The sequence below is a fragment of the Pseudomonas sp. GW821-FHT09E04 genome (assembly GCF_059416185.1).
In genome coordinates this window covers 102,627-122,611 of record NZ_JBWKOR010000002.1, presented here as the reverse complement: position 1 = coordinate 122,611, position 19,985 = coordinate 102,627, and the positions used below count along the sequence as shown (strand labels likewise).

The window sequence follows — 19,985 nt, the reverse complement described above, 5'->3', positions numbered from 1 at the left end:
TTGATCAAGGAGTGAACAAGTGACTGATGCCTGTGTAGATCGCGACGTACTGAGTGCGTTGCAAGAAGTCATGGAGGATGGCTATCCGGAGTTGCTGGATACGTTCCTGGCAGATTCCGAAGCGCGCCTGCGTGAATTGCAAAAGACCGCGGATGCCGACGCCTTGTCGTCGGTGGCTCATAGCTTCAAAGGCAGCAGCAGCAACATGGGGGCGACCCGTCTGGCTGAGCTTTGCCAGGAGCTGGAGCTGCACGCGAGGGACAAGAGCCCGTCCGAAATCATCAAGCTGGTGGCCGACATCCATAACGAGTTTGCGGATGTGCGCCCCGTCTATGAAGCCGAGCGACAGCGCTCTCCCGCCCATTGAGCCAGCCGTCCGGCGTTTTTATTCGGCGCCGGACGAAACTGGCCCGGCACTTGCAGTCATCTCGTTCAACTGTACCTACGATCCCAGTGCAGCGGAGACCGTGCCATGCCTGCAACCCCTAACATTCTTATTCAGACTGCCGCCCAGGCCAAGGCGCAAGCCGCCTCTGCCAAACCGTCAGTGGTGGCCGCAGGCCCCGGGGACAAGGCTTCAAGCTTCGCTCAGGTGTTTGCCGATCAGGGACAGAACAAGCCTTCCGTTGCGACCGATAACTCGGTGAAACCTGCACGCGACAAGGACACTGGCAGCGTCAGCAAGAAGGACAGCGGCAAGGATCAGTCTGCCGCCCCCGAGCCGGCCGTTGCCGATAGCGGCAATGCCTTGCCCGCCGACAAAACCTCGTCAACCGCAACGGATGACGCGGTGGCCAGCGACGATACGTCCGATACACCGACCACGCCGGTCGCCGACACCACGCCTGTCGTAGATTCGACGCTGGATCCGGCGCTGATGCAAGTCGCGCAGCCGGTCGTCACGCCGCCGGTCGTGGCGGCGCCCGTCGTCGAAACACCAGTGAAGCCTGAAACCCAGGCGCCAGCGGTGGCTGCATTGCCGGCGGCCGCCACGGCGGCGCCTGCCGTCGACAGTGATTTCGATCCCGAGGCCGATCCGCTCGACTCGATGCCGGCCGTGCGTATGGCGATGGAGCAGAGTGGTCACATTTCCGCGTCCAGCCAGTCGCAGCCCAAGGCGACGCCGGCCCAGGCCCAGGCTGATGGCGAGCTGACCTCGGCTCAGACCTTCGCCGCCGGCATGGCCAGCATGCTGGATGTGCAGGCTGACAAGGACAGCACCAGCCAGGGCGGGGAAAAGGCCTTCAGTGGTCTGATCGACGATGGTTTGAAAGACCTGAAATCCGCCACCAGCGATACCCGCGTGGATGACTTCGCCAACCGTCTGGCGGCGCTGACTCAGGCGGCCACACCGAAAACCGCCAACGCGGTGCCGGTGAACCAGCCGATCGCCATGCATCAGAGCGGCTGGACCGAAGAAGTGGTCAACCGCGTCATGTACCTGTCGAGCAACAACCTGAAGGCCGCCGATATCCAGTTGCAGCCGGCTGAACTGGGTCGTCTGGACATTCGGGTGAACATGGTGCCGGACCAGCAGACCCAGGTGACCTTCATGAGCGCACACCCGAGTGTTCGCGAAGCGCTCGACGGCCAGATGCATCGTCTGCGTGACATGTTCACCCAGCAAGGCATGGGGCAGGTCGATGTCAACGTTGCCGACCAGAACCGTGGCTGGCAGGGGCAAGGCCAGGAACAGGCGCAACAGGGGCAGCAGGGTGGTCGCACCAGCGCCGCCGGCGGTCGCCTGGACTCCTCGGAAGAAGAGTTGACGCCTGCGGCCGTGGCTGAAGCCGCCGCTCAAACCACCAGCGTGATCGGCAGCAGCGCCGTCGACTACTACGCCTGATTCATCCTCCCCCGAGGGAGCGGCCCTGTCCGCTCCCTCGTCTGTTTTGCCACCGCTCTCCATTCCCCTCCGACACTTCTGGCATAACACTTGCTCTTGCCTTGCCGTGCGACTGTGAAAACCCGATTAGTGACGGATTATTGGCATGGCGAAGAGCGAAGCAGCAGCAGTAAAAGACCCCGCAACCAAAGGCAAACTCAAGATGATCATTGTGATCGTGCTCGGGTTGCTGCTGGCCATCGGCGCGTCTGTGGGGGCGACGTGGTTCTTCATGCACAGCGCCCAGAGCAAACCTGCGGCTGCCGCGGAAACCGCTCCGGTCGGCAAGCAGCCGGCAATTTTCGAGCCGATGGCGCCGGCCTTCGTGGCCAACTACAACCAGAACGGCCGTCAGCGCTACATGCAGGTGAGCATCACCATGCTGGCGCGCAATCAGGCCGATCTTGAAGCGCTCAAAGTGCACATGCCGGTGATCCGCAACAACCTGGTGATGCTCTTCTCCGGTCAGGATTTCGCCACTTTGGCGACGCCGGTCGGTCAAGAGATGTTGCGCCAGAAGGCCACGGCCAGCGTCCAGGAAGTGGCGCAGAAAGAGCTGGGCAAAGTGGTGATCGAACAGTTGCTTTTCACTAATTTCGTACTGCAGTAGGAACACGACATGGCCGTGCAGGATCTGCTGTCCCAGGATGAAATCGACGCGCTGTTGCATGGCGTCGACGATGGTCTGGTACAGACCGATAACGCTGCCGAACCCGGCAGTGTCAAAAGCTACGACCTGACCAGCCAGGATCGCATCGTCCGTGGACGCATGCCGACTCTTGAGATGATCAACGAGCGTTTTGCCCGTTACACCCGCATCAGCATGTTCAACATGCTGCGCCGCTCGGCGGACGTTGCCGTCGGTGGCGTACAGGTGATGAAGTTCGGCGAATACGTGCACTCGCTGTACGTGCCGACCAGCCTCAACCTGGTCAAGATCAAACCCCTGCGCGGCACCGCGCTGTTCATCCTCGACGCCAAACTGGTGTTCAAGCTGGTGGACAACTTCTTCGGCGGCGACGGCCGTCACGCCAAGATCGAAGGGCGTGAATTCACCCCGACCGAACTGCGCGTGGTGCGCATGGTGCTGGAACAGGCGTTCGTCGACCTGAAAGAAGCCTGGCAGGCGATCATGGAAGTCAACTTCGAGTACATCAACTCGGAAGTGAACCCGGCCATGGCCAACATCGTCGGCCCGAGCGAAGCGATCGTGGTCTCCACGTTCCACATCGAACTCGACGGCGGTGGCGGCGACCTGCACGTGACCATGCCGTACTCGATGATCGAGCCGGTGCGCGAAATGCTCGACGCCGGTTTCCAGTCGGACCTCGACGACCAGGACGAGCGCTGGGTCAACGCCCTGCGTCAGGACGTCCTCGATGTCGACGTGCCGATCGGTGCCACCGTCGCTCGCCGCCAGTTGAAACTGCGCGACATCCTGCACATGCAGCCGGGTGACGTGATCCCGGTCGAGATGCCGGAAGACATGATCATGCGCGCCAACGGCGTGCCGGCCTTCAAGGTCAAGATGGGCTCGCACAAAGGCAACCTCGCGTTGCAGGTGATCGAGCCGATCGAGCGCCGCTGAAGCGGCGCAACACCCCTTTCGCATTTAACTGAATTGTTGCCCGCCGAGGACAAATGATGAACGACGATATGAACGCCCAGGACGATCAGGCACTGGCCGACGAGTGGGCTGCCGCCCTGGAAGAAACCGGTGAAGCCGGGCAGGCCGACATCGACGCGCTGCTGGCCGCCGACGCTGGTGTTTCCAGCTCCAACCGTCTGCCGATGGAAGAGTTCGGCAGCGTGCCGAAGAACAACGATCCGGTGACCCTTGACGGTCCGAACCTGGACGTGATTCTCGACATTCCGGTGTCGATCTCGATGGAAGTGGGCAGCACCGACATCAACATCCGCAACCTGCTGCAACTCAACCAGGGTTCGGTGATCGAGCTCGATCGTCTGGCCGGCGAGCCGCTGGACGTGCTGGTCAACGGTACCCTCATCGCTCACGGCGAAGTGGTTGTGGTCAACGAAAAGTTCGGCATCCGCCTGACCGACGTGATCAGCCCAAGCGAACGCATCAAGAAGCTGCGCTGAGTGAAAAAGGTTCTGGGTTCTTTGCTGGCCTCGGCGCTGGCGCTGCCATCGATCGTGATGGCCGCCGAGCCGGCGGCTGCCACCGCTGCGGCGGTGACGCCTGCGGTCAACAGCGGTGTCGCCGGGCAATTGACGCAGCTGGTGTTCGGTCTGCTGCTGGTGCTGGGGTTGATCTTCTTCCTCGCCTGGCTGTTGCGCCGGGTGCAGCAGGCAGGCCCGGCGGGCAAGGGCCAGGTGATCGAGCTGATCGGTTCCCGCGCGCTCGGTCCGCGTGATCGTCTGATGCTGGTGCAGGTCGGCAAGGAGCAGATCCTGCTGGGTCTCAGCCCCGGCACGATCACCGCGCTGCACGTACTCAAGGAACCGGTGGACGTCCCGGCGACCTCCGAAAAAGCGACTCCGGAATTTGCCCAGCATCTGTTGAAGATCCTCGGCAAGGATCAAAAGGATACGAAGTAATGGGTGCGTTGCGCATCGTCTTGACCCTGGCCTTGATGTTGGCCGCGCCACTGGCGTTCGCCGCCGATCCGTTGTCGATCCCGGCGATCACCTTGGGCACCAACGCCAACGGTGCCCAGGAATATTCGGTCAGCCTGCAGATCCTGCTGATCATGACGGCGCTGAGCTTCATTCCGGCCGCCGTCATTCTGATGACCAGCTTCACCCGGATCATCATCGTCTTCTCGATCCTGCGTCAGGCCCTCGGTCTGCAGCAGACGCCGTCGAACCAGATCCTCACCGGCATGGCGCTGTTCCTGACCATGTTCATCATGGCGCCGGTGTTCGACCGGGTGAACAACGATGCCCTGCAACCGTATCTGGCGGAGAAACTCACCGCCCAGCAAGCGGTGGAAAAGGCTCAGGTGCCGATCAAGGACTTCATGCTCGCGCAGACGCGTTCCAGCGATCTGGAGCTGTTCATGCGCCTGTCCAAGCGCACCGATATCGCGACGCCGGATCAGGCACCGCTGACCATTCTGGTGCCGGCCTTCGTCACGTCTGAACTGAAAACCGCGTTCCAGATCGGCTTCATGATCTTCATTCCGTTCCTCATCATCGACCTGGTCGTGGCGAGTGTGCTGATGGCGATGGGTATGATGATGCTGTCGCCGCTGATCATTTCCCTGCCGTTCAAGATCATGCTGTTTGTGCTGGTGGATGGGTGGGCGCTGATCATCGGCACCTTGGCCAGCAGTTTCGGAGGTGTATCGCCATGACGCCAGAAGTAGCGGTCGACATTTTTCGCGAAGCCTTGTGGCTGACCACGATGATGGTCGCGATTCTGGTGATCCCGAGTCTGCTGGTGGGCCTGCTGGTGTCGATGTTCCAGGCCGCCACGCAGATCAACGAACAGACCCTGAGCTTTCTGCCGCGTCTGCTGGTGATGCTGGTGACCCTGATTGTCGGCGGTCCGTGGATCATCCAGACCTTCATGGAATACATCATCCAGCTGTACAAAAACATTCCGCTGGTCATCGGCTGAGTCATGCAGTCGCTGCTTCAGTTGACCGACACGCAGATCAGCACCTGGGTGGCGACGTTCATGCTGCCGCTGTTTCGCATCGGCTCGATGCTGATGGTGATGCCGGTGTTCGGCACCACGCTGGTTCCCAAGCGTGTCCGTTTATACCTCGCCCTCGCGATCACTGTGGTGATCGCGCCGAGCCTGCCGCCGATGCCGGCCGTCAGCCCGCTCGATCTCAGTGGCTTGCTGTTGATTGCCGAGCAGATCCTGGTCGGCGCCGTGCTGGGCTTCTCCTTGCAGCTGTTCTTCCAGGCCTTTGTGGTCGCGGGGCAGATCGTTGCGATTCAGATGGGCATGGGCTTCGCCTCGATGATCGACCCCACCAACGGCGTGTCGGTGGCGGTGATCGGGCAGTTTTTCACCATGCTGGTGACGCTGCTGTTCCTCGGCATGAACGGTCACCTTGTAGTCTTTGAGGTGCTGACTGAAAGCTTCACCACGCTGCCGGTCGGCGCAGGCCTGATGACCGCGCATTACTGGGAGCTGGCCGGCAAGCTCGGCTGGGTGCTGGGCGCGGCATTGATGCTGGTGCTGCCGGCCGTCACTGCGCTGCTGGTGGTCAACATTGCATTCGGTGTGATGACCCGGGCGGCGCCACAGCTGAACATTTTCTCGATCGGTTTTCCGCTGACCCTCGTGCTCGGCCTGTTCATTGTCTGGGTTGGGCTGGCGGACATTCTCAATCAGTATCAGCCGCTGGCCGTCGAGGCCTTGCAGTTGCTACGCGAACTGGCACAGGCGCGCTGAGTCATGGCAGAGAGCGAGAGCGGTCAGGATAAAACAGAAGACCCCACGGAGAAGCGCAAGAAGGACTCCCGGGAAAAGGGCGAGATTGCGCGCTCCAAGGAACTCAACACGCTGGCGATCATGCTCGCCGGTTCCGGTGCGCTGCTGGTGTTCGGCGGGATGTTGGCGCAGGACTTGATGGAGCTGATGCGCCTGAACTTCACGCTGTCGCGCGAAGTGATCATGGATCAGAGCTCCATGGGCAAGTTCTTGATGAATTCCGGGGTGATCGCACTGGTGGCGATCCAGCCGATCATGATCACCTTGCTGCTGGCGGCGTTTCTCGGGCCGATCGCCCTCGGCGGCTGGCTGTTTGCGGCGGGTTCCCTGGCGCCCAAGTTCAGTCGGATGAACCCTGGCGCGGGTCTCAAGCGCATGTTCTCCATGAAGTCGGTGATCGAACTGCTCAAGGCGCTGGCCAAGTTCCTGATCATTCTGGCGGTGGCGCTGGTGGTGTTGTCCGGGGATGTCGACGACCTGTTGCGCATTGCCCATGAACCGTTGGACCGAGCGATCATTCACAGTCTGCAACTGGTGGGCTGGAGCACTTTGTGGATGGCCTGCGGTTTGATCATCATCGCGGCAGTCGATGTCCCGGTGCAGCTCTGGGAGAGCATTAAAAAGCTCAAGATGACCAAGCAGGAAGTGCGCGACGAGCACAAGGATCAGGAAGGTCGGCCGGAGGTCAAACAGCGGATTCGTCAGGTCCAGCGCGAGATGTCGCAGCGCCGGATGATGGCGGCGATCCCGGATGCCGACGTGGTCATCACCAACCCGACGCACTACGCCGTGGCGCTCAAATACGACTCGGAGAAGGGCGGGGCGCCGATGCTGCTGGCCAAGGGCAGCGACTTCCTGGCGCTGAAAATCCGCGAAATCGCCGTGGCCAACAACGTCATGCTGCTCGAATCGCCGGCCCTGGCGCGTTCGATCTATTACTCCACCGAGTTGGAAGAAGAAATTCCCGGCGGTCTGTACCTGGCGGTCGCTCAGGTACTGGCCTACGTCTACCAGATCCGCCAGCACCGCGCAGGCAAGGGCAAGTTCCCGGAACCGCTCAAGGACGATCTGCCTATCCCGCCGGATCTGCGGCGCGATTCCTGATGGTGATGAAGTAAAAAAACCGCCTCGGGTTGAACCCGGTGGCGGTTTTTTTATGCCTGGTGACCTGTGTTGCTTGTGCGGTCGCTTTCGCGATCAGCAGCCACGACACATCACATCTGCGACGGCGGTAGTTCCAGATTATTCAGCACTCGATTCGCTGCCAGCTCCCCGAGCATGATCAGTTGCCCGATGCCCATCAATGTCCTGCGCTGCGAGGCGGGCATGAGATGGGCGAAGTCATTGGCGATGGTTCTGGCGGAAGCGAGGGTTTCGCAGAGCTCGACCAGCAGCTCTTCGTTTTTGAAGTCCGCGGTGACGGCATACATTCTGCGGGTTTTGCGCGGTGGTGGCGTGGAGCCGGGCGGGCAGAGATAGTGATCGAGGGCGCGGTCGGCGGCTTCGTGAAGCTTTCTGGAATCGAGGGATTCGTAGGGCGAGGCGGGGTCGGTTTCGGGTGGATTGGGTGTTGGTTTGATCATGGTGAAGCTCCTATAAGGTGGAGCCGCCCTGAACTGTCGCTAAACAGAAAGGTGGCGGCTGTACGCAGGTTAGCGAACCGGTTATAGGCACCCGGCAGACCCGAGGGTCTCCCGCATACAGCCACCATAGCGGAGTTGCAGACATCGAGTCTGCGACAAGGCATGGAGCGCTGGTGCACCTATTTATGATTCGAGTCGCTAAACCCGATCGCTGATTCGTCAGCGACCGACCCACAATAGAACCCGCCCCCAAGGCGCACAAGCCGGCGGATTCTGGCGTAGCTGTAGGCAACGGCGCAAGGATTCGTAGCCTGTAAGGCGTGTCTGAAGGTGTCTTTTAAACACCTGAGTTTAAAAGACACTTTTTGCTGCCCTCTCTGAGCTCCTCGCGAGCAGGCCGCATCCTGATATCTCCACGCAGTGCCGTTCGTCTGATCAACCTCTGAACCTGTAAGTTCTGACAGTAGACGTTTGGTGTCCCTCGGCGTCTGCTGAGTGTCGGGAATTACCCCGGCGTTTGGAGGTGTGGATCATGAGCGTGTCCGAGTACAAACAGCTCAAAGGCATGAAGTTGCAATTTGTGGCGGGCGAACTGAAGGATTATCCAGACGAGGCGGCTATTGGTTACACGATGACGTTTCACGCCTTTCTGGATTTTACTTACTTCAAGGAAGCGGCCAATGAATTGATCCCCGCGTATTTCGACTCCGGGCTCAACAGGATCAGGGTTCCGATGACCGGGCTAGGGGTGTTTGGGACGTACGCTGATGTCACAAGGTCAATCGATTCTGCCGCGGCGTTGTTCGGTTTGATCAGCGATCCCTTGTATTACGATGCGGACTGGTTTACCTCGTGGCCGTTTCAAATGTATGTCGCCAAACCTCGGTTCGGCCTGATGCAAAACCCTTTGGTCATCACTGCGGGCCGCAAATATAAATTCCCTCCGCTGGAGGGGCAGTCCACATCACCTCCAATCACAATCAAAGACCTTCCTCTAATGCTGTTCGAATGGGCCTTCACGCTTTTCGAGGCTCATGATGACCCGGCGCAAGACGCGCCTTTCGAGCGTGGGACTTTGGGGTATATGGGGGAGGATATGGTTCCGGTCGGCGATACGCAGATGCGTGAAGGCACCTTGTATATAAACCCCACAGGACTGCAATTTGGGGATATCCCTCCACAACAGATCCTTGCGGCCACCAAGTCGTAAAGTGCGCGCCATAAAACTGTTCAAATCGCTCTATTCCCCGTTCCCGCAAAAGTTGGAAGGCTTCTTGCAGTAGCCGCCGTGCGCCCGCTCTGGGCGTCAAAAGTTTGCTTTAAAGGAACGGGGAAAACCGGTGGATCGCTCTCAGTTAATCAACAGTGCTCGCTCGAACATTGCCGATCTCAGTCGGGGCAATCTGGGTGTGCCGCTGTTGCTGCTGGTCATGCTGGCGATGATGATGTTGCCGGTGCCGCCGTTCCTGCTCGACGTCTTCTTCACCTTCAACATTGCCCTGTCGATCGTCGTGCTGCTGGTCTGCGTGTACGCGTTGCGGCCGCTGGATTTCGCGGTGTTCCCGACGATCCTGCTGGTGGCGACGCTGTTGCGGCTGGCGCTGAACGTGGCGTCGACGCGGGTGGTGATGCTCCACGGTCAGGACGGCCACGCCGCTGCCGGTAAGGTGATCCAGGCCTTCGGTGAGGTGGTGATCGGCGGCAACTACGTGGTCGGTATCGTGGTCTTCGCGATCTTGATGATCATCAACTTCGTCGTGGTCACCAAGGGTGCCGGGCGGATTTCCGAGGTGAGCGCGCGTTTCACCCTCGACGCGATGCCCGGCAAACAAATGGCAATCGACGCCGACCTCAACGCCGGTCTGATCGACCAGAACCAGGCCAAGGCCCGTCGTTCCGAAGTCGCCCAAGAGGCTGAGTTCTACGGTTCGATGGACGGTGCCAGCAAGTTCGTTCGCGGTGACGCCATCGCCGGCCTGCTGATTCTGTTCATCAACCTGATCGGCGGCATGGCCGTCGGTATCTTCCAGCACAACATGACCTTCGCCGACGCCGGCAAGGTTTACGCCCTGCTGACCATCGGTGACGGTTTAGTGGCGCAATTGCCATCACTGTTGTTATCTACAGCGGCAGCAATCATGGTGACCCGTGCTTCCGGTTCGGAAGACATGGGCAAGCAGATCAATCGCCAGATGTTCGCCTCGCCGAAAGCGCTGGCGGTGGCGGCCGGTCTGATGGCGGTCATGGGCCTGGTGCCGGGCATGCCGCACTTCTCCTTCCTGAGCATGGCGGCCCTGGCGGCTGGTGGCGCGTACCTGTTCTGGAAAAAGCAGAACGTCGCCAAGGTGCAGGCGCTGCAAGAGGTTCAGCGTCAGCAGGAGCTGCTGCCTTCGCCGGCCCGCGCCATGGAAACCAAGGAGCTGGGCTGGGACGACGTGACGCCAATCGACATGATCGGCCTGGAAGTCGGTTATCGCCTGATTCCGCTGGTGGACCGCAACCAGGGCGGGCAATTGCTGGCGCGGATCAAGGGCGTGCGCAAGAAGCTCTCGCAGGATCTGGGCTTCCTGATGCCGACCGTGCACATCCGCGACAACCTCGACCTGGCGCCGAGTGCCTATCGCCTGACCCTGATGGGCGTGATCCTGGCCGAAGCCGAGATCTACCCGGATCGCGAACTGGCGATCAACCCGGGGCAGGTCTACGGCACGCTCAACGGCATTACCGCCAAAGATCCGGCTTTCGGGCTGGAGGCGGTGTGGATCGAAGTCAGCCAGCGCGCCCAGGCACAATCGCTCGGTTACACCGTAGTGGATGCCAGTACCGTGGTCGCCACGCACTTGAACCAGATTCTGTACAAGCACTCCAGTGAGCTGATCGGCCACGAAGAAGTGCAGCAACTCATGCAATTGCTGGCCAAGAGCTCGCCAAAACTGGCGGAAGAGCTGGTGCCGGGTGTGGTGTCGCTGTCGCAACTGCTCAAGGTGCTGCAAGCACTGCTGGCCGAACACGTGCCGGTGCGCGACATCCGCAGCATTGCCGAAGCCATCGCCAACAATGCCGCCAAGAGTCAAGATACCGCCGCTTTGGTGGCCGCTGTGCGGGTCGGCGTTTCTCGCGCCATCGTCCAAAGCATTGTAGGGACTGAGTCGGAGCTGCCAGTTATCACGCTGGAGCCAAGGTTGGAACAAATATTGCTCAATAGTCTGCAGAAGGCAGGACAAGGCTCGGAAGAGGGCGTTCTGCTGGAGCCAAGCATGGCCGAGAAGCTGCAGCGTTCGCTCATCGAAGCGGCGCAGCGTCAGGAAATGCAAGGTCAGCCGGTGATCCTGTTGGTAGCAGGCCCGGTTCGCGCGATGCTCTCGCGCTTTGGCCGCCTGGCAGTCCCTGGACTGCATGTGCTGGCCTACCAGGAAATTCCGGACAACAAGCAAGTGACCATCGTTGCGACAGTAGGGCCCAACGGCTGAGGTAGTGGTTTATGCAAGTTAAGCGTTTTTTCGCCGCCGATATGCGTCAGGCCATGAAGCTGGTTCGTGATGAGCTGGGCGCTGATGCCGCCATCATTGGCAACCGCCGCATTGCCGGCGGCGTCGAGCTGACGGCGGCGCTGGATTACAAATTGTCGGCGCTGGCGCCACGGGTTCCGAACATGGAACTCGAAGATGAGCTGCGCAAGACCCAGTCGCGCATCGTCACCGCCCAGGCCGAACTGAGCATGCGTGGTGAAGCCGACGGCAACACCAATCGCCAGTTGTTCTCCGGTCTGCCATTGACCGCCGGCCTGCCGCTGACGGCTGCCGAGCCTCTGACAGAACCGACTTACGCTGCTCCGGCGCGTCCAGCTCCGGCACCTGCGCCGGCTGCCGCTGGCGTTGATCCGCGTGCGCTGGATTCGATGCGTTTCGAACTCAACAGCCTGCGCGAGCTGATGGAAGTGCAGCTCGGCACTCTGGCCTGGAATCAGCTGCAAGGCAGCCGTCCGGCTCAGGCGAACCTTTATCGTCGTCTGCAACGCATCGGCTTGTCCGGCCCGTTGTCCCGCGACCTGCTGGCGCTGACCAGCGATATCGAAGAACCTCGTCAGGCCTGGCGCATGTTGCTGGCGCACCTGGCGCGGATGATCGCCACCCCGGAAGTCGAGCCGCTGGAAGAGGGCGGGATCATTGCCATGGTCGGTCCTGCCGGCATGGGCAAGACCACCACCCTGGCCAAACTGGCCGCCCGTTACGTGCTCAAGTACGGCGCGCAGAACATTGCGCTGGTGAGCATGGACAGCTTCCGCATCGGTGCTCAGGAACAGTTGAAAACCCTGGGCCGGATCCTCAATGTGTCGGTGACCCACGTCGACCCGGGCCAGTCCCTGGTGCAGGCGCTGGATCCACTGCTGCGCAAACGCGTGGTGCTGATCGATACCGCCGGCCTGCAGGCCAGCGATCCGGCACTGCGCATGCAGCTGGAAAGCCTGGCCGGTCGTGGCATTCGGTCGAAAAATTATCTGGTACTGGCAACCACCAGCCAGAAACAGGTTCTAACCGCCGCTTATCACAGTTACAAGCGTTGCGGGCTCGCCGGGTGCATCCTGACTAAACTGGATGAGACGGCCAGCCTTGGCGAAGTGCTGAGCCTGGCGATCAGTCATGAACTGCCGGTCGCCTACCTGACCGACGGCCCACGGATTCCGGATGATCTGCATCTGCCGCGCCGTCATCAATTGGTCAGCCGCGCCGTCAGTGTGCAAATGCAGGAAGAACCCAGCGAAGAAGCCATGGCTGACATGTTCGCTGATATCTACCACAGTCCCACCAAGCAGGTTGGCTGAGGTAATGAACAGTTTTTGTACCTACATCGATGGTCTGCCATGCATTGTTCCGGTTGTGAACGCGCAGCCAGTAATGTGGCCTCCGTCTATGCAAGACAAGGTAAAGAAATAACATGGGCAGCATGCATCCCGTACAGGTGATCGCGGTGACCGGCGGCAAAGGTGGCGTCGGCAAGACTAACGTGTCAGTGAACTTGTCCCTGGCGCTGGCAGAGCTTGGCCGTCGGGTCATGCTGCTGGACGCCGACCTGGGTCTGGCGAACGTCGACGTTCTGCTGGGCCTCACGCCCAAACGTACCCTGGCCGATGTGATCGAGGGCCGCTGCGAGCTGCGCGACGTGCTGTTGCAAGGCCCCGGCGGGATCCGCATCGTGCCGGCCGCTTCCGGCACGCAGAGCATGGTTCACCTGAGCCCGGCCCAGCATGCCGGTCTGATTCAGGCGTTCAGCGACATCGGCGACAATCTCGACGTACTGGTGATCGACACCGCTGCGGGTATTGGTGACTCGGTAGTCAGTTTCGTTCGCGCGGCGCAAGAAGTGTTGCTGGTGGTCTGCGACGAGCCGACCTCGATCACCGACGCCTACGCGCTGATCAAACTGCTCAACCGCGATTACGGCATGAACCGCTTCCGCGTCCTGGCCAACATGGCCCAGAGCCCGCAGGAAGGTCGCAATCTGTTCGCCAAGTTGACCAAGGTCACGGATCGCTTCCTCGACGTCGCCCTACAATACGTCGGTGCGGTGCCTTACGACGAAAGCGTGCGCAAGGCGGTGCAGAAGCAGCGTGCGGTCTATGAAGCCTTCCCGCGTTCCAAGTGCGCACTGGCGTTCAAGGCGATCGCGCAAAAGGTCGACACCTGGCCGCTGCCCGCCAATCCGCGCGGCCACCTCGAATTTTTCGTCGAGCGCCTCGTGCAGCAAACGGCAGGACCTGTGCTATGACCGCCAGCGGTATGAATTTCTACAAGAAGTCGGCACGTGACGCGCAGTACGAGCTGATCGAGCGTTACGCGCCACTGGTCAAACGCATTGCTTACCACTTGCTGGCGCGATTGCCGGCCAGTGTGCAGGTCGAAGACCTGATCCAGGCCGGAATGATCGGCCTGCTCGAAGTCTCGACCAAATACGACGCCAGCAAAGGCGCCAGTTTCGAAACGTACGCGGGCATCCGGATCCGCGGCGCCATGCTCGATGAAGTACGCAAGGGGGACTGGGCACCGCGCTCGGTTCACCGCAACACCCGTATGGTCAGCGACGCGATTCGCTCGATTGAAGCTAAAACCGGCCGTGACGCTAAAGATCACGAGGTTGCGGCCGAACTCCAATTGAGTCTCGACGATTACTACGGGATTTTGAACGACACCCTGGGCAGCCGACTGTTCAGTTTCGACGACCTGTTGCAGGACGGCGAACACGAAGGGCTGCACGAGGATGGCGCAAGTGCTCATCTTGAGCCGTCGCGCGATCTGGAAGATGAGCGCTTCCAGGCTGCGTTGGCGGACGCGATTGCCAATTTGCCGGAGCGTGAGCGACTGGTGTTGGCGCTGTACTACGACGAAGAGCTGAACCTCAAGGAAATCGGTGAAGTCCTTGGCGTCAGTGAATCGCGGGTCAGCCAGTTACACAGCCAGTGCGCGGCCCGCTTGCGGGGGCGTTTGGGGGAGTGGCGAGCGCGCTGAAGGCAGTGTGGGGACGCTGCGAACGAGGCTGGTGCGGTGGTGAACGGCACCGGTCTTGCTCTGTTGTGCTCCAGACAGTCATCGAGTGCTTTGCCGGATTGATTGAAATGGCGCGTCCAGGTGCTGGGCGCGTTTAAGACTGCTTGGAGGTCGAATTGAACAAAGACATGAAAATCCTCATCGTTGATGACTTCTCAACGATGCGGCGGATCATCAAGAACCTGTTGCGTGACCTTGGGTTCACCAACACCGTTGAAGCCGACGATGGCACCACTGCCATTCCGGTGCTCAACAGCGGCAGCATCGACTTTCTGGTGACCGACTGGAACATGCCTGGCATGACCGGTATCGACCTGCTGCGTCACGTGCGCGCCGATGAAAAACTCAAGCACCTGCCAGTGCTGATGGTGACCGCTGAAGCCAAGCGCGAGCAGATCATCGAAGCGGCCCAGGCCGGCGTTAACGGCTACGTGGTCAAACCTTTCACGGCTCAGGCGCTGAAAGAAAAAATCGAGAAGATTTTCGAACGCATCGGCTGATGACGCGCGGGGGAGCTATGGAGCATAACGAATCTTCACAGGGCGACTTCGAGTCGACTCTGAAAAAACACGCGGTCGAACTGGTCGAAAGCCTTGAAAAAGGCAGGTTCGGCGACGCTGTGCAACTGATCCATGAGCTCAATCAGACCCGTGACCGTGGCCTGTACCAGGAAGTGGGCAAGCTCACGCGCGAACTGCACAGTGCAATCGTCAACTTCCAGATCGACCCGCATATGCCGCAGGCCGAGGAAGTGTCGCAGATCACTGATGCGACCGAGCGTCTGGGCTATGTGGTCAAGCTGACCGAAGCGGCGGCCAACCGCACCATGGACCTGGTGGAAAGCGCCACGCCGGTGGTCAATGGCCTGGCTGACGAAGCCCAGGCGTTGAGTGCCGACTGGGGACGTTTCATGCGCCGTGAAGTCGGGGCTGAAGAGTTCCGCGAGCTGGCGCGTCGGGTCGACGGTTTTCTGGCACGCAGCAGCGCGGACAACCGCGCGGTGTCGAGCAACCTCAACGACATTCTGCTGGCCCAGGATTACCAGGACCTCACAGGTCAGGTGATCAAGCGCGTGACCCAATTGGTCACCGAAGTCGAAAGCAATCTGCTCAAACTCGTGCTCATGGCCAGTCAGGTGGACCGCTTTGCGGGCATCGAACATGACCGTGCGGCGATGCTCGCTGAAAAAGATCCACAAAAACATCTCTCGCAGGGTGAAGGTCCGCAGATTCATGCCGATAAACGAGAAGACGTTGTGTCCGGTCAGGACGATGTGGACGATTTGTTATCCAGCCTTGGATTCTAGAGTTTTGGAATTATAGGTTTTTTGGGTTTTTAGACCTGTAGGAGCACCCCCTAATGAGCTTCGGCGCCGATGAAGAGATCCTTCAGGATTTCCTGGTTGAGGCCGGCGAGATTCTTGAGCAACTGTCCGAACAACTGGTCGAGCTGGAAAGCCGTCCGGATGACGCAGATCTGCTCAACGCAATTTTTCGCGGTTTCCACACTGTAAAAGGGGGCGCCGGCTTCCTTCAGCTCAATGAGCTGGTGGAGTGCTGTCACATCGCCGAAAACGTGTTCGACATCCTGCGCAAGGGTGAGCGTCGCGTAGATGCAGAACTGATGGACGTGGTGCTCGAAGCGCTGGACGCGGTGAACAGCATGTTCAGCGAAGTCCGCGATCGCAGTCCGATTACTGCCGCAACGCCGGAACTGCTGGCCGCCCTGGCGCGTCTGGCTGAACCGCAATCGGCGGATGAAGCCCCGGCTTCGCCTGTTGCCGAGATGATCGAAGAACTGGTCGTCGAAGGCGATTCGGGCGATATCACCGATAACGAATTTGAACAGTTGCTGGACTCGCTGAACGCCGTCAAGGCCGAAGCTGAAGCCCCGGCGGCTGCCGCTGCGCCTGCTTCCGATGAAGCAGCCAGCGATGAAATCACCGACGCCGAATTCGAGTCGCTGCTTGACCAGTTGCACGGCAAGGGCCAGTTCGCGGCCGACGCCGTGGCACCAACAGCCGCTGCACCGGCTGCTCCGGCGGCGGGCGACAGCTCCGACATCACCGACGACGAATTCGAAGCCTTGCTCGATCAGCTGCACGGCAAGGGCAACTTTGCCGTCGATGCGCTGGAATCGGCGATTGCGTCGGTGCCTGCATCTGCTGCTCCGGCAGCGGCTGCGGCCGGTAGCGATCTGATCAGCGACCACGAGTTCGAATCGCTGCTCGACGATCTGCATGGCAAAGGCAAGTTCACTGACGTCGCCACCGGTGCCGTCGTGACGGCCGGCAATGCTTCTGCTGTTGCAGCGCCTGCCGCCAAGGCCCCGGCCGCTGCGGCAAAACCTGCTGCAAAAGCGCCTGAGCCTAAAGCCGAACCGGCCAAGCCAGCCGCCGCTGCTGCACCGGCTCCGGCCCGTGCGCCGGCGACTCCGCCACCGGAAAAGCCGGCGAGCGAAGCCGAAACCACCGTGCGTGTGGACACCGCACGTCTCGACGAAATCATGAACATGGTCGGCGAGCTGGTACTGGTGCGTAACCGTCTGGTGCGCCTGGGCCTGAACAGCGGCGACGAATCGATGCAGAAGGCCGTGTCGAACCTCGACGTGGTTACCGCCGACTTGCAGACTGCGGTAATGAAGACCCGGATGCAGCCGATCAAGAAAGTCTTCGGCCGTTTCCCGCGTCTGGTTCGCGATCTGGCGCGTCAGCTCAAGAAAGAGATCAACCTGGAACTGGTGGGCGAAGAGACCGACCTCGACAAGAACCTCGTCGAGGCTCTGGCCGACCCGCTGGTCCACTTGGTGCGCAACGCGGTCGACCACGGTATCGAGTCGCCGGAAGAGCGCGAAGCCTCGGGCAAGGCCCGTGGCGGCAAGGTGATCCTGGCGGCCGAGCAGGAAGGCGACCATATCCTGCTGTCGATTTCCGATGACGGCAAAGGCATGGACCCGAACGTCCTGCGCGCCATCGCCGTGAAACGCGGTGTGATGGACAAGGATGCCGCCGATCGCCTGAGCGACACCGAGTGCTACAACCTGATCTTCGCCCCGGGTTTCTCGACCAAGACCGAGATCTCCGACGTGTCCGGCCGCGGTGTGGGCATGGACGTGGTGAAGACCAAGATTTCCCAGCTCAACGGTTCGATCAACATCTACTCGACCAATGGCGCCGGCTCGAAAATCGTCATCAAGGTGCCGCTGACGCTCGCGATCATGCCGACCCTGATGGTGATGCTCGGCAACCAGGCGTTCGCGTTCCCGCTGGTGAACGTCAACGAAATCTTCCACCTCGACCTGTCGACCACCAACGTGGTGGACGGCCAGGAAGTGGTGATCGTGCGGGACAAGGCGCTGCCATTGTTCTACCTCAAGCGCTGGCTGGTCAGCTCCGCGGCTCACGAAGAGCAGCGTGAAGGCCATGTGGTGATCCTTTCGGTGGGCACTCAGCGGATCGGCTTCGTCGTCGATCAACTGGTCGGCCAGGAAGAAGTGGTCATCAAGCCATTGGGCAAAATGCTGCAGGGAACCCCGGGCATGTCCGGCGCCACCATTACCGGTGACGGCCGCATTGCGCTGATTCTCGATGTTCCAAGCATGCTCAAGCGTTACGCCGCACGGCGTATTTGAATCCGGGGCGGCGGGGCGACAACGTCCCGCTGCACCTAATGGAGTGTTTATGGCAGTCAAAGTCCTGGTGGTGGACGATTCGGGTTTTTTCCGCCGCCGCGTCTCGGAAATTCTTTCAGCGGATCCGAGCATCCAGGTTGTCGGTACGGCAACCAACGGTAAAGAGGCGATCGATCAGGCCCTGGCCCTCAAGCCGGACGTGATCACCATGGACTACGAGATGCCGATGATGGACGGCATCACGGCCGTGCGGCACATCATGCAGCGCTGCCCGACCCCGGTGTTGATGTTCTCCTCGCTGACCCATGAAGGCGCCCGGGTAACCCTGGATGCGCTGGATGCCGGTGCGGTGGATTTCCTGCCGAAGAATTTCGAAGACATCTCCCGCAATCCGGAGAAGGTCAAGCAACTGCTGTGCGAGAAGGTGCACAGCATCTCGCGCAGTAACCGTCGTTTCAGTGCCTACAGTGCGCCGGCGCCTGCCGCTGCACCTGCGCCTGCGCCGACTCCGGCAGCGGCGCCGTCGAGCTTTGGCAGCCACAGTGCTCCGGCTCGTCCGGCACCTGCGCCTGCACCGGCTCGCGCTCCGGCGGCCAGCACTTCGTCGGCAGCGCCGAAACGCAAAGCCTACAAACTGGTGGCTATCGGCACGTCGACTGGCGGACCGGTTGCCCTGCAACGGGTTCTGACCCAGTTGCCGGCCAACTTCCCGGCGCCGATCGTGCTGATCCAGCACATGCCGGCAGCCTTCACCAAGGCGTTCGCCGAGCGTCTGGACAAGCTCTGCCGCATCAGCGTCAAGGAAGCCGAGGATGGCGACATCCTGCGTCCGGGCCTGGCGCTGCTGGCACCCGGTGGCAAGCAGATGATGATCGACGGCCGTGGCGCGGTGAAAATCCTGCCGGGCGACGAGCGTCTGAACTACAAGCCTTGCGTGGACATCACTTTCGGTTCCGCGGCGAAGTCCTACAACGACAAAGTTCTGGCGGTCGTATTGACCGGCATGGGCGCCGACGGCCGCGAAGGCGCACGCCTGCTCAAACAGGGCGGCAGCACGGTCTGGGCCCAGGATGAAGCCAGCTGCGTGATCTACGGCATGCCGATGGCCATCGTCAAAGCTGACCTCGCGGATGCGGTGTACGGCCTGGACGATATCGGCAAGCACATCGTCGAGGCGTGTATCTGATGGATGTTCTAAGCCTTATCGGGATCATCATGGCGTTTGTCGCCATCATCGGCGGCAACTACCTTGAAGGCGGCCACCTCGGCGCGCTGGCCAACGGCCCGGCGGCGCTGATCGTGCTGGGCGGCACCATCGGTGCCGCGCTGCTGCAATCTCCGATGAGCGCGTTCAAGCGCGCCATGCAGATCCTCGCCTGGATCTTTTTCCCGCCGCGTGTGGATCTGGCCGGCGGCATCGACCGCGTGGTCAACTGGAGCCTCACCGCCCGCAAGGAAGGCCTGCTGGGTCTGGAAGGCGTGGCGGATGCCGAGCCTGATGCCTACTCGCGCAAAGGCCTGCAACTGCTGGTCGACGGCGCCGAGCCGGAAGCGATCCGCAGCATCCTCGAAGTGGATTTCTACACCCAGGAAGCCCGCGACATCGAGGCCGCCAAGGTCTTTGAAAGCATGGGCGGCTACGCGCCGACCATCGGTATCATCGGTGCGGTGATGGGCCTGATCCACGTGATGGGCAACCTGGCCGATCCGACGCAACTGGGCAGCGGCATCGCCGTGGCGTTCGTTGCCACCATCTACGGTGTGGCCAGTGCCAACCTGATCCTGCTGCCGGTGGCAGCCAAATTGAAGTCAATCGCGTTGCGGCAGTCGCGTTATCGCGAAATGTTGTTGGAAGGCATTTTGTCGATCGCCGAAGGTGAAAACCCACGCTCCATCGAGTTGAAGCTTCAGGGCTTCATGGATTAAGGGAC

General features: G+C 60.8%; 21 protein-coding genes. 20 read left to right on the top strand and 1 reads right to left on the bottom strand.

The window, feature by feature from the left end:
- The first annotated feature begins 19 nt into the window (after positions 1 to 19).
- From AC07N4_RS06850 to flhB, 10 genes are all read left to right on the top strand, one after another.
- The gene (locus tag AC07N4_RS06850; RefSeq protein WP_096822176.1) at positions 20 to 367 is read left to right on the top strand and encodes an Hpt domain-containing protein; all 348 of its coding nucleotides are present in this window, start codon (positions 20 to 22) and stop codon (positions 365 to 367) included.
- 105 nt (positions 368 to 472) lie between these two features.
- The gene (locus AC07N4_RS06845; RefSeq protein ID WP_493065501.1) at positions 473 to 1,846 is read left to right on the top strand and encodes a flagellar hook-length control protein FliK; all 1,374 of its coding nucleotides are present in this window, start codon (positions 473 to 475) and stop codon (positions 1,844 to 1,846) included.
- 145 nt (positions 1,847 to 1,991) lie between these two features.
- Positions 1,992 to 2,495, top strand: a complete 504-nt coding sequence (fliL, locus tag AC07N4_RS06840) for a flagellar basal body-associated protein FliL (RefSeq protein WP_096822174.1) — start codon at positions 1,992 to 1,994, stop codon at positions 2,493 to 2,495.
- A 9-nt stretch (positions 2,496 to 2,504) separates the two neighbouring features.
- On the top strand, positions 2,505 to 3,473 hold the full coding sequence (gene fliM, locus AC07N4_RS06835; protein WP_003222890.1) for a flagellar motor switch protein FliM: 969 nt from the start codon (positions 2,505 to 2,507) through the stop codon (positions 3,471 to 3,473).
- Positions 3,474 to 3,529: 56 nt separating this feature from the next.
- Complete coding sequence (gene fliN / locus AC07N4_RS06830) at positions 3,530 to 3,988, top strand: flagellar motor switch protein FliN (protein WP_096822173.1); 459 nt, start codon at positions 3,530 to 3,532, stop codon at positions 3,986 to 3,988.
- Positions 3,989 to 4,447: a flagellar biosynthetic protein FliO gene (fliO, locus tag AC07N4_RS06825; protein WP_173861342.1), complete on the top strand. Its 459-nt coding sequence runs from the start codon at positions 3,989 to 3,991 to the stop codon at positions 4,445 to 4,447.
- The gene (gene fliP / locus AC07N4_RS06820; RefSeq protein WP_096822171.1) at positions 4,447 to 5,205 is read left to right on the top strand and encodes a flagellar type III secretion system pore protein FliP; all 759 of its coding nucleotides are present in this window, start codon (positions 4,447 to 4,449) and stop codon (positions 5,203 to 5,205) included. The genes fliO and fliP overlap by 1 nt, the downstream gene beginning before the upstream one ends.
- Entirely contained in the window at positions 5,202 to 5,471 is a 270-nt protein-coding gene (fliQ, locus tag AC07N4_RS06815; RefSeq protein ID WP_096822170.1) for a flagellar biosynthesis protein FliQ, read from the top strand. Before fliP ends, fliQ begins: the two co-directional genes overlap by 4 nt.
- A gap of 3 nt (positions 5,472 to 5,474) precedes the next feature.
- Positions 5,475 to 6,260 (top strand): flagellar biosynthetic protein FliR, encoded by a 786-nt coding sequence (gene fliR / locus AC07N4_RS06810; RefSeq protein WP_096822169.1) that lies wholly within the window; start codon positions 5,475 to 5,477, stop codon positions 6,258 to 6,260.
- A 3-nt stretch (positions 6,261 to 6,263) separates the two neighbouring features.
- The gene (gene flhB / locus AC07N4_RS06805; protein ID WP_096822168.1) at positions 6,264 to 7,403 is read left to right on the top strand and encodes a flagellar biosynthesis protein FlhB; all 1,140 of its coding nucleotides are present in this window, start codon (positions 6,264 to 6,266) and stop codon (positions 7,401 to 7,403) included.
- A 110-nt stretch (positions 7,404 to 7,513) separates the two neighbouring features.
- On the opposite strand, the gene AC07N4_RS06800 is transcribed toward flhB, so the two are convergent.
- Positions 7,514 to 7,882 carry a DUF6124 family protein gene (locus tag AC07N4_RS06800; protein ID WP_493065502.1) on the bottom strand — a complete coding sequence of 123 codons (369 nt, stop codon included), beginning with the start codon at positions 7,880 to 7,882 and terminating at the stop codon, positions 7,514 to 7,516.
- A gap of 532 nt (positions 7,883 to 8,414) precedes the next feature.
- Between AC07N4_RS06800 and AC07N4_RS06795 the strand changes: the two genes are divergently transcribed.
- The 10 genes from AC07N4_RS06795 to AC07N4_RS06750 all read left to right on the top strand — a co-directional run bounded on the left by AC07N4_RS06795 (position 8,415) and on the right by AC07N4_RS06750 (position 19,980).
- Positions 8,415 to 9,092, top strand: coding sequence for a hypothetical protein (locus AC07N4_RS06795; RefSeq protein ID WP_102620343.1), 678 nt, complete (start codon positions 8,415 to 8,417; stop codon positions 9,090 to 9,092).
- A gap of 130 nt (positions 9,093 to 9,222) precedes the next feature.
- Positions 9,223 to 11,352: a flagellar biosynthesis protein FlhA gene (gene flhA / locus AC07N4_RS06790; RefSeq protein ID WP_096822166.1), complete on the top strand. Its 2,130-nt coding sequence runs from the start codon at positions 9,223 to 9,225 to the stop codon at positions 11,350 to 11,352.
- Between the two features lie 11 nt (positions 11,353 to 11,363).
- Positions 11,364 to 12,704 (top strand): flagellar biosynthesis GTPase FlhF, encoded by a 1,341-nt coding sequence (gene flhF, locus AC07N4_RS06785; protein ID WP_096822165.1) that lies wholly within the window; start codon positions 11,364 to 11,366, stop codon positions 12,702 to 12,704.
- Between the two features lie 113 nt (positions 12,705 to 12,817).
- Positions 12,818 to 13,648 (top strand): flagellar synthesis regulator FleN, encoded by an 831-nt coding sequence (gene fleN / locus AC07N4_RS06780; RefSeq protein WP_003222917.1) that lies wholly within the window; start codon positions 12,818 to 12,820, stop codon positions 13,646 to 13,648.
- Positions 13,645 to 14,385, top strand: coding sequence for an RNA polymerase sigma factor FliA (fliA, locus tag AC07N4_RS06775; protein WP_011333070.1), 741 nt, complete (start codon positions 13,645 to 13,647; stop codon positions 14,383 to 14,385). Before fleN ends, fliA begins: the two co-directional genes overlap by 4 nt.
- A 167-nt stretch (positions 14,386 to 14,552) precedes the next feature.
- Positions 14,553 to 14,924 carry a chemotaxis response regulator CheY gene (locus tag AC07N4_RS06770; RefSeq protein ID WP_003183998.1) on the top strand — a complete coding sequence of 124 codons (372 nt, stop codon included), beginning with the start codon at positions 14,553 to 14,555 and terminating at the stop codon, positions 14,922 to 14,924.
- 17 nt (positions 14,925 to 14,941) lie between these two features.
- Positions 14,942 to 15,730 carry a protein phosphatase CheZ gene (locus AC07N4_RS06765; RefSeq protein ID WP_096822164.1) on the top strand — a complete coding sequence of 263 codons (789 nt, stop codon included), beginning with the start codon at positions 14,942 to 14,944 and terminating at the stop codon, positions 15,728 to 15,730.
- A 53-nt stretch (positions 15,731 to 15,783) separates the two neighbouring features.
- A complete protein-coding gene (locus AC07N4_RS06760; protein ID WP_493065503.1) occupies positions 15,784 to 18,054 on the top strand; it encodes a chemotaxis protein CheA in 2,271 nt (756 codons plus the stop codon).
- Positions 18,055 to 18,103: 49 nt separating this feature from the next.
- The gene (locus AC07N4_RS06755; RefSeq protein ID WP_102620345.1) at positions 18,104 to 19,240 is read left to right on the top strand and encodes a protein-glutamate methylesterase/protein-glutamine glutaminase; all 1,137 of its coding nucleotides are present in this window, start codon (positions 18,104 to 18,106) and stop codon (positions 19,238 to 19,240) included.
- Positions 19,240 to 19,980, top strand: a complete 741-nt coding sequence (locus tag AC07N4_RS06750; RefSeq protein WP_096822161.1) for a flagellar motor protein — start codon at positions 19,240 to 19,242, stop codon at positions 19,978 to 19,980. The genes AC07N4_RS06755 and AC07N4_RS06750 overlap by 1 nt, the downstream gene beginning before the upstream one ends.
- Positions 19,981 to 19,985 lie beyond the last annotated feature (5 nt).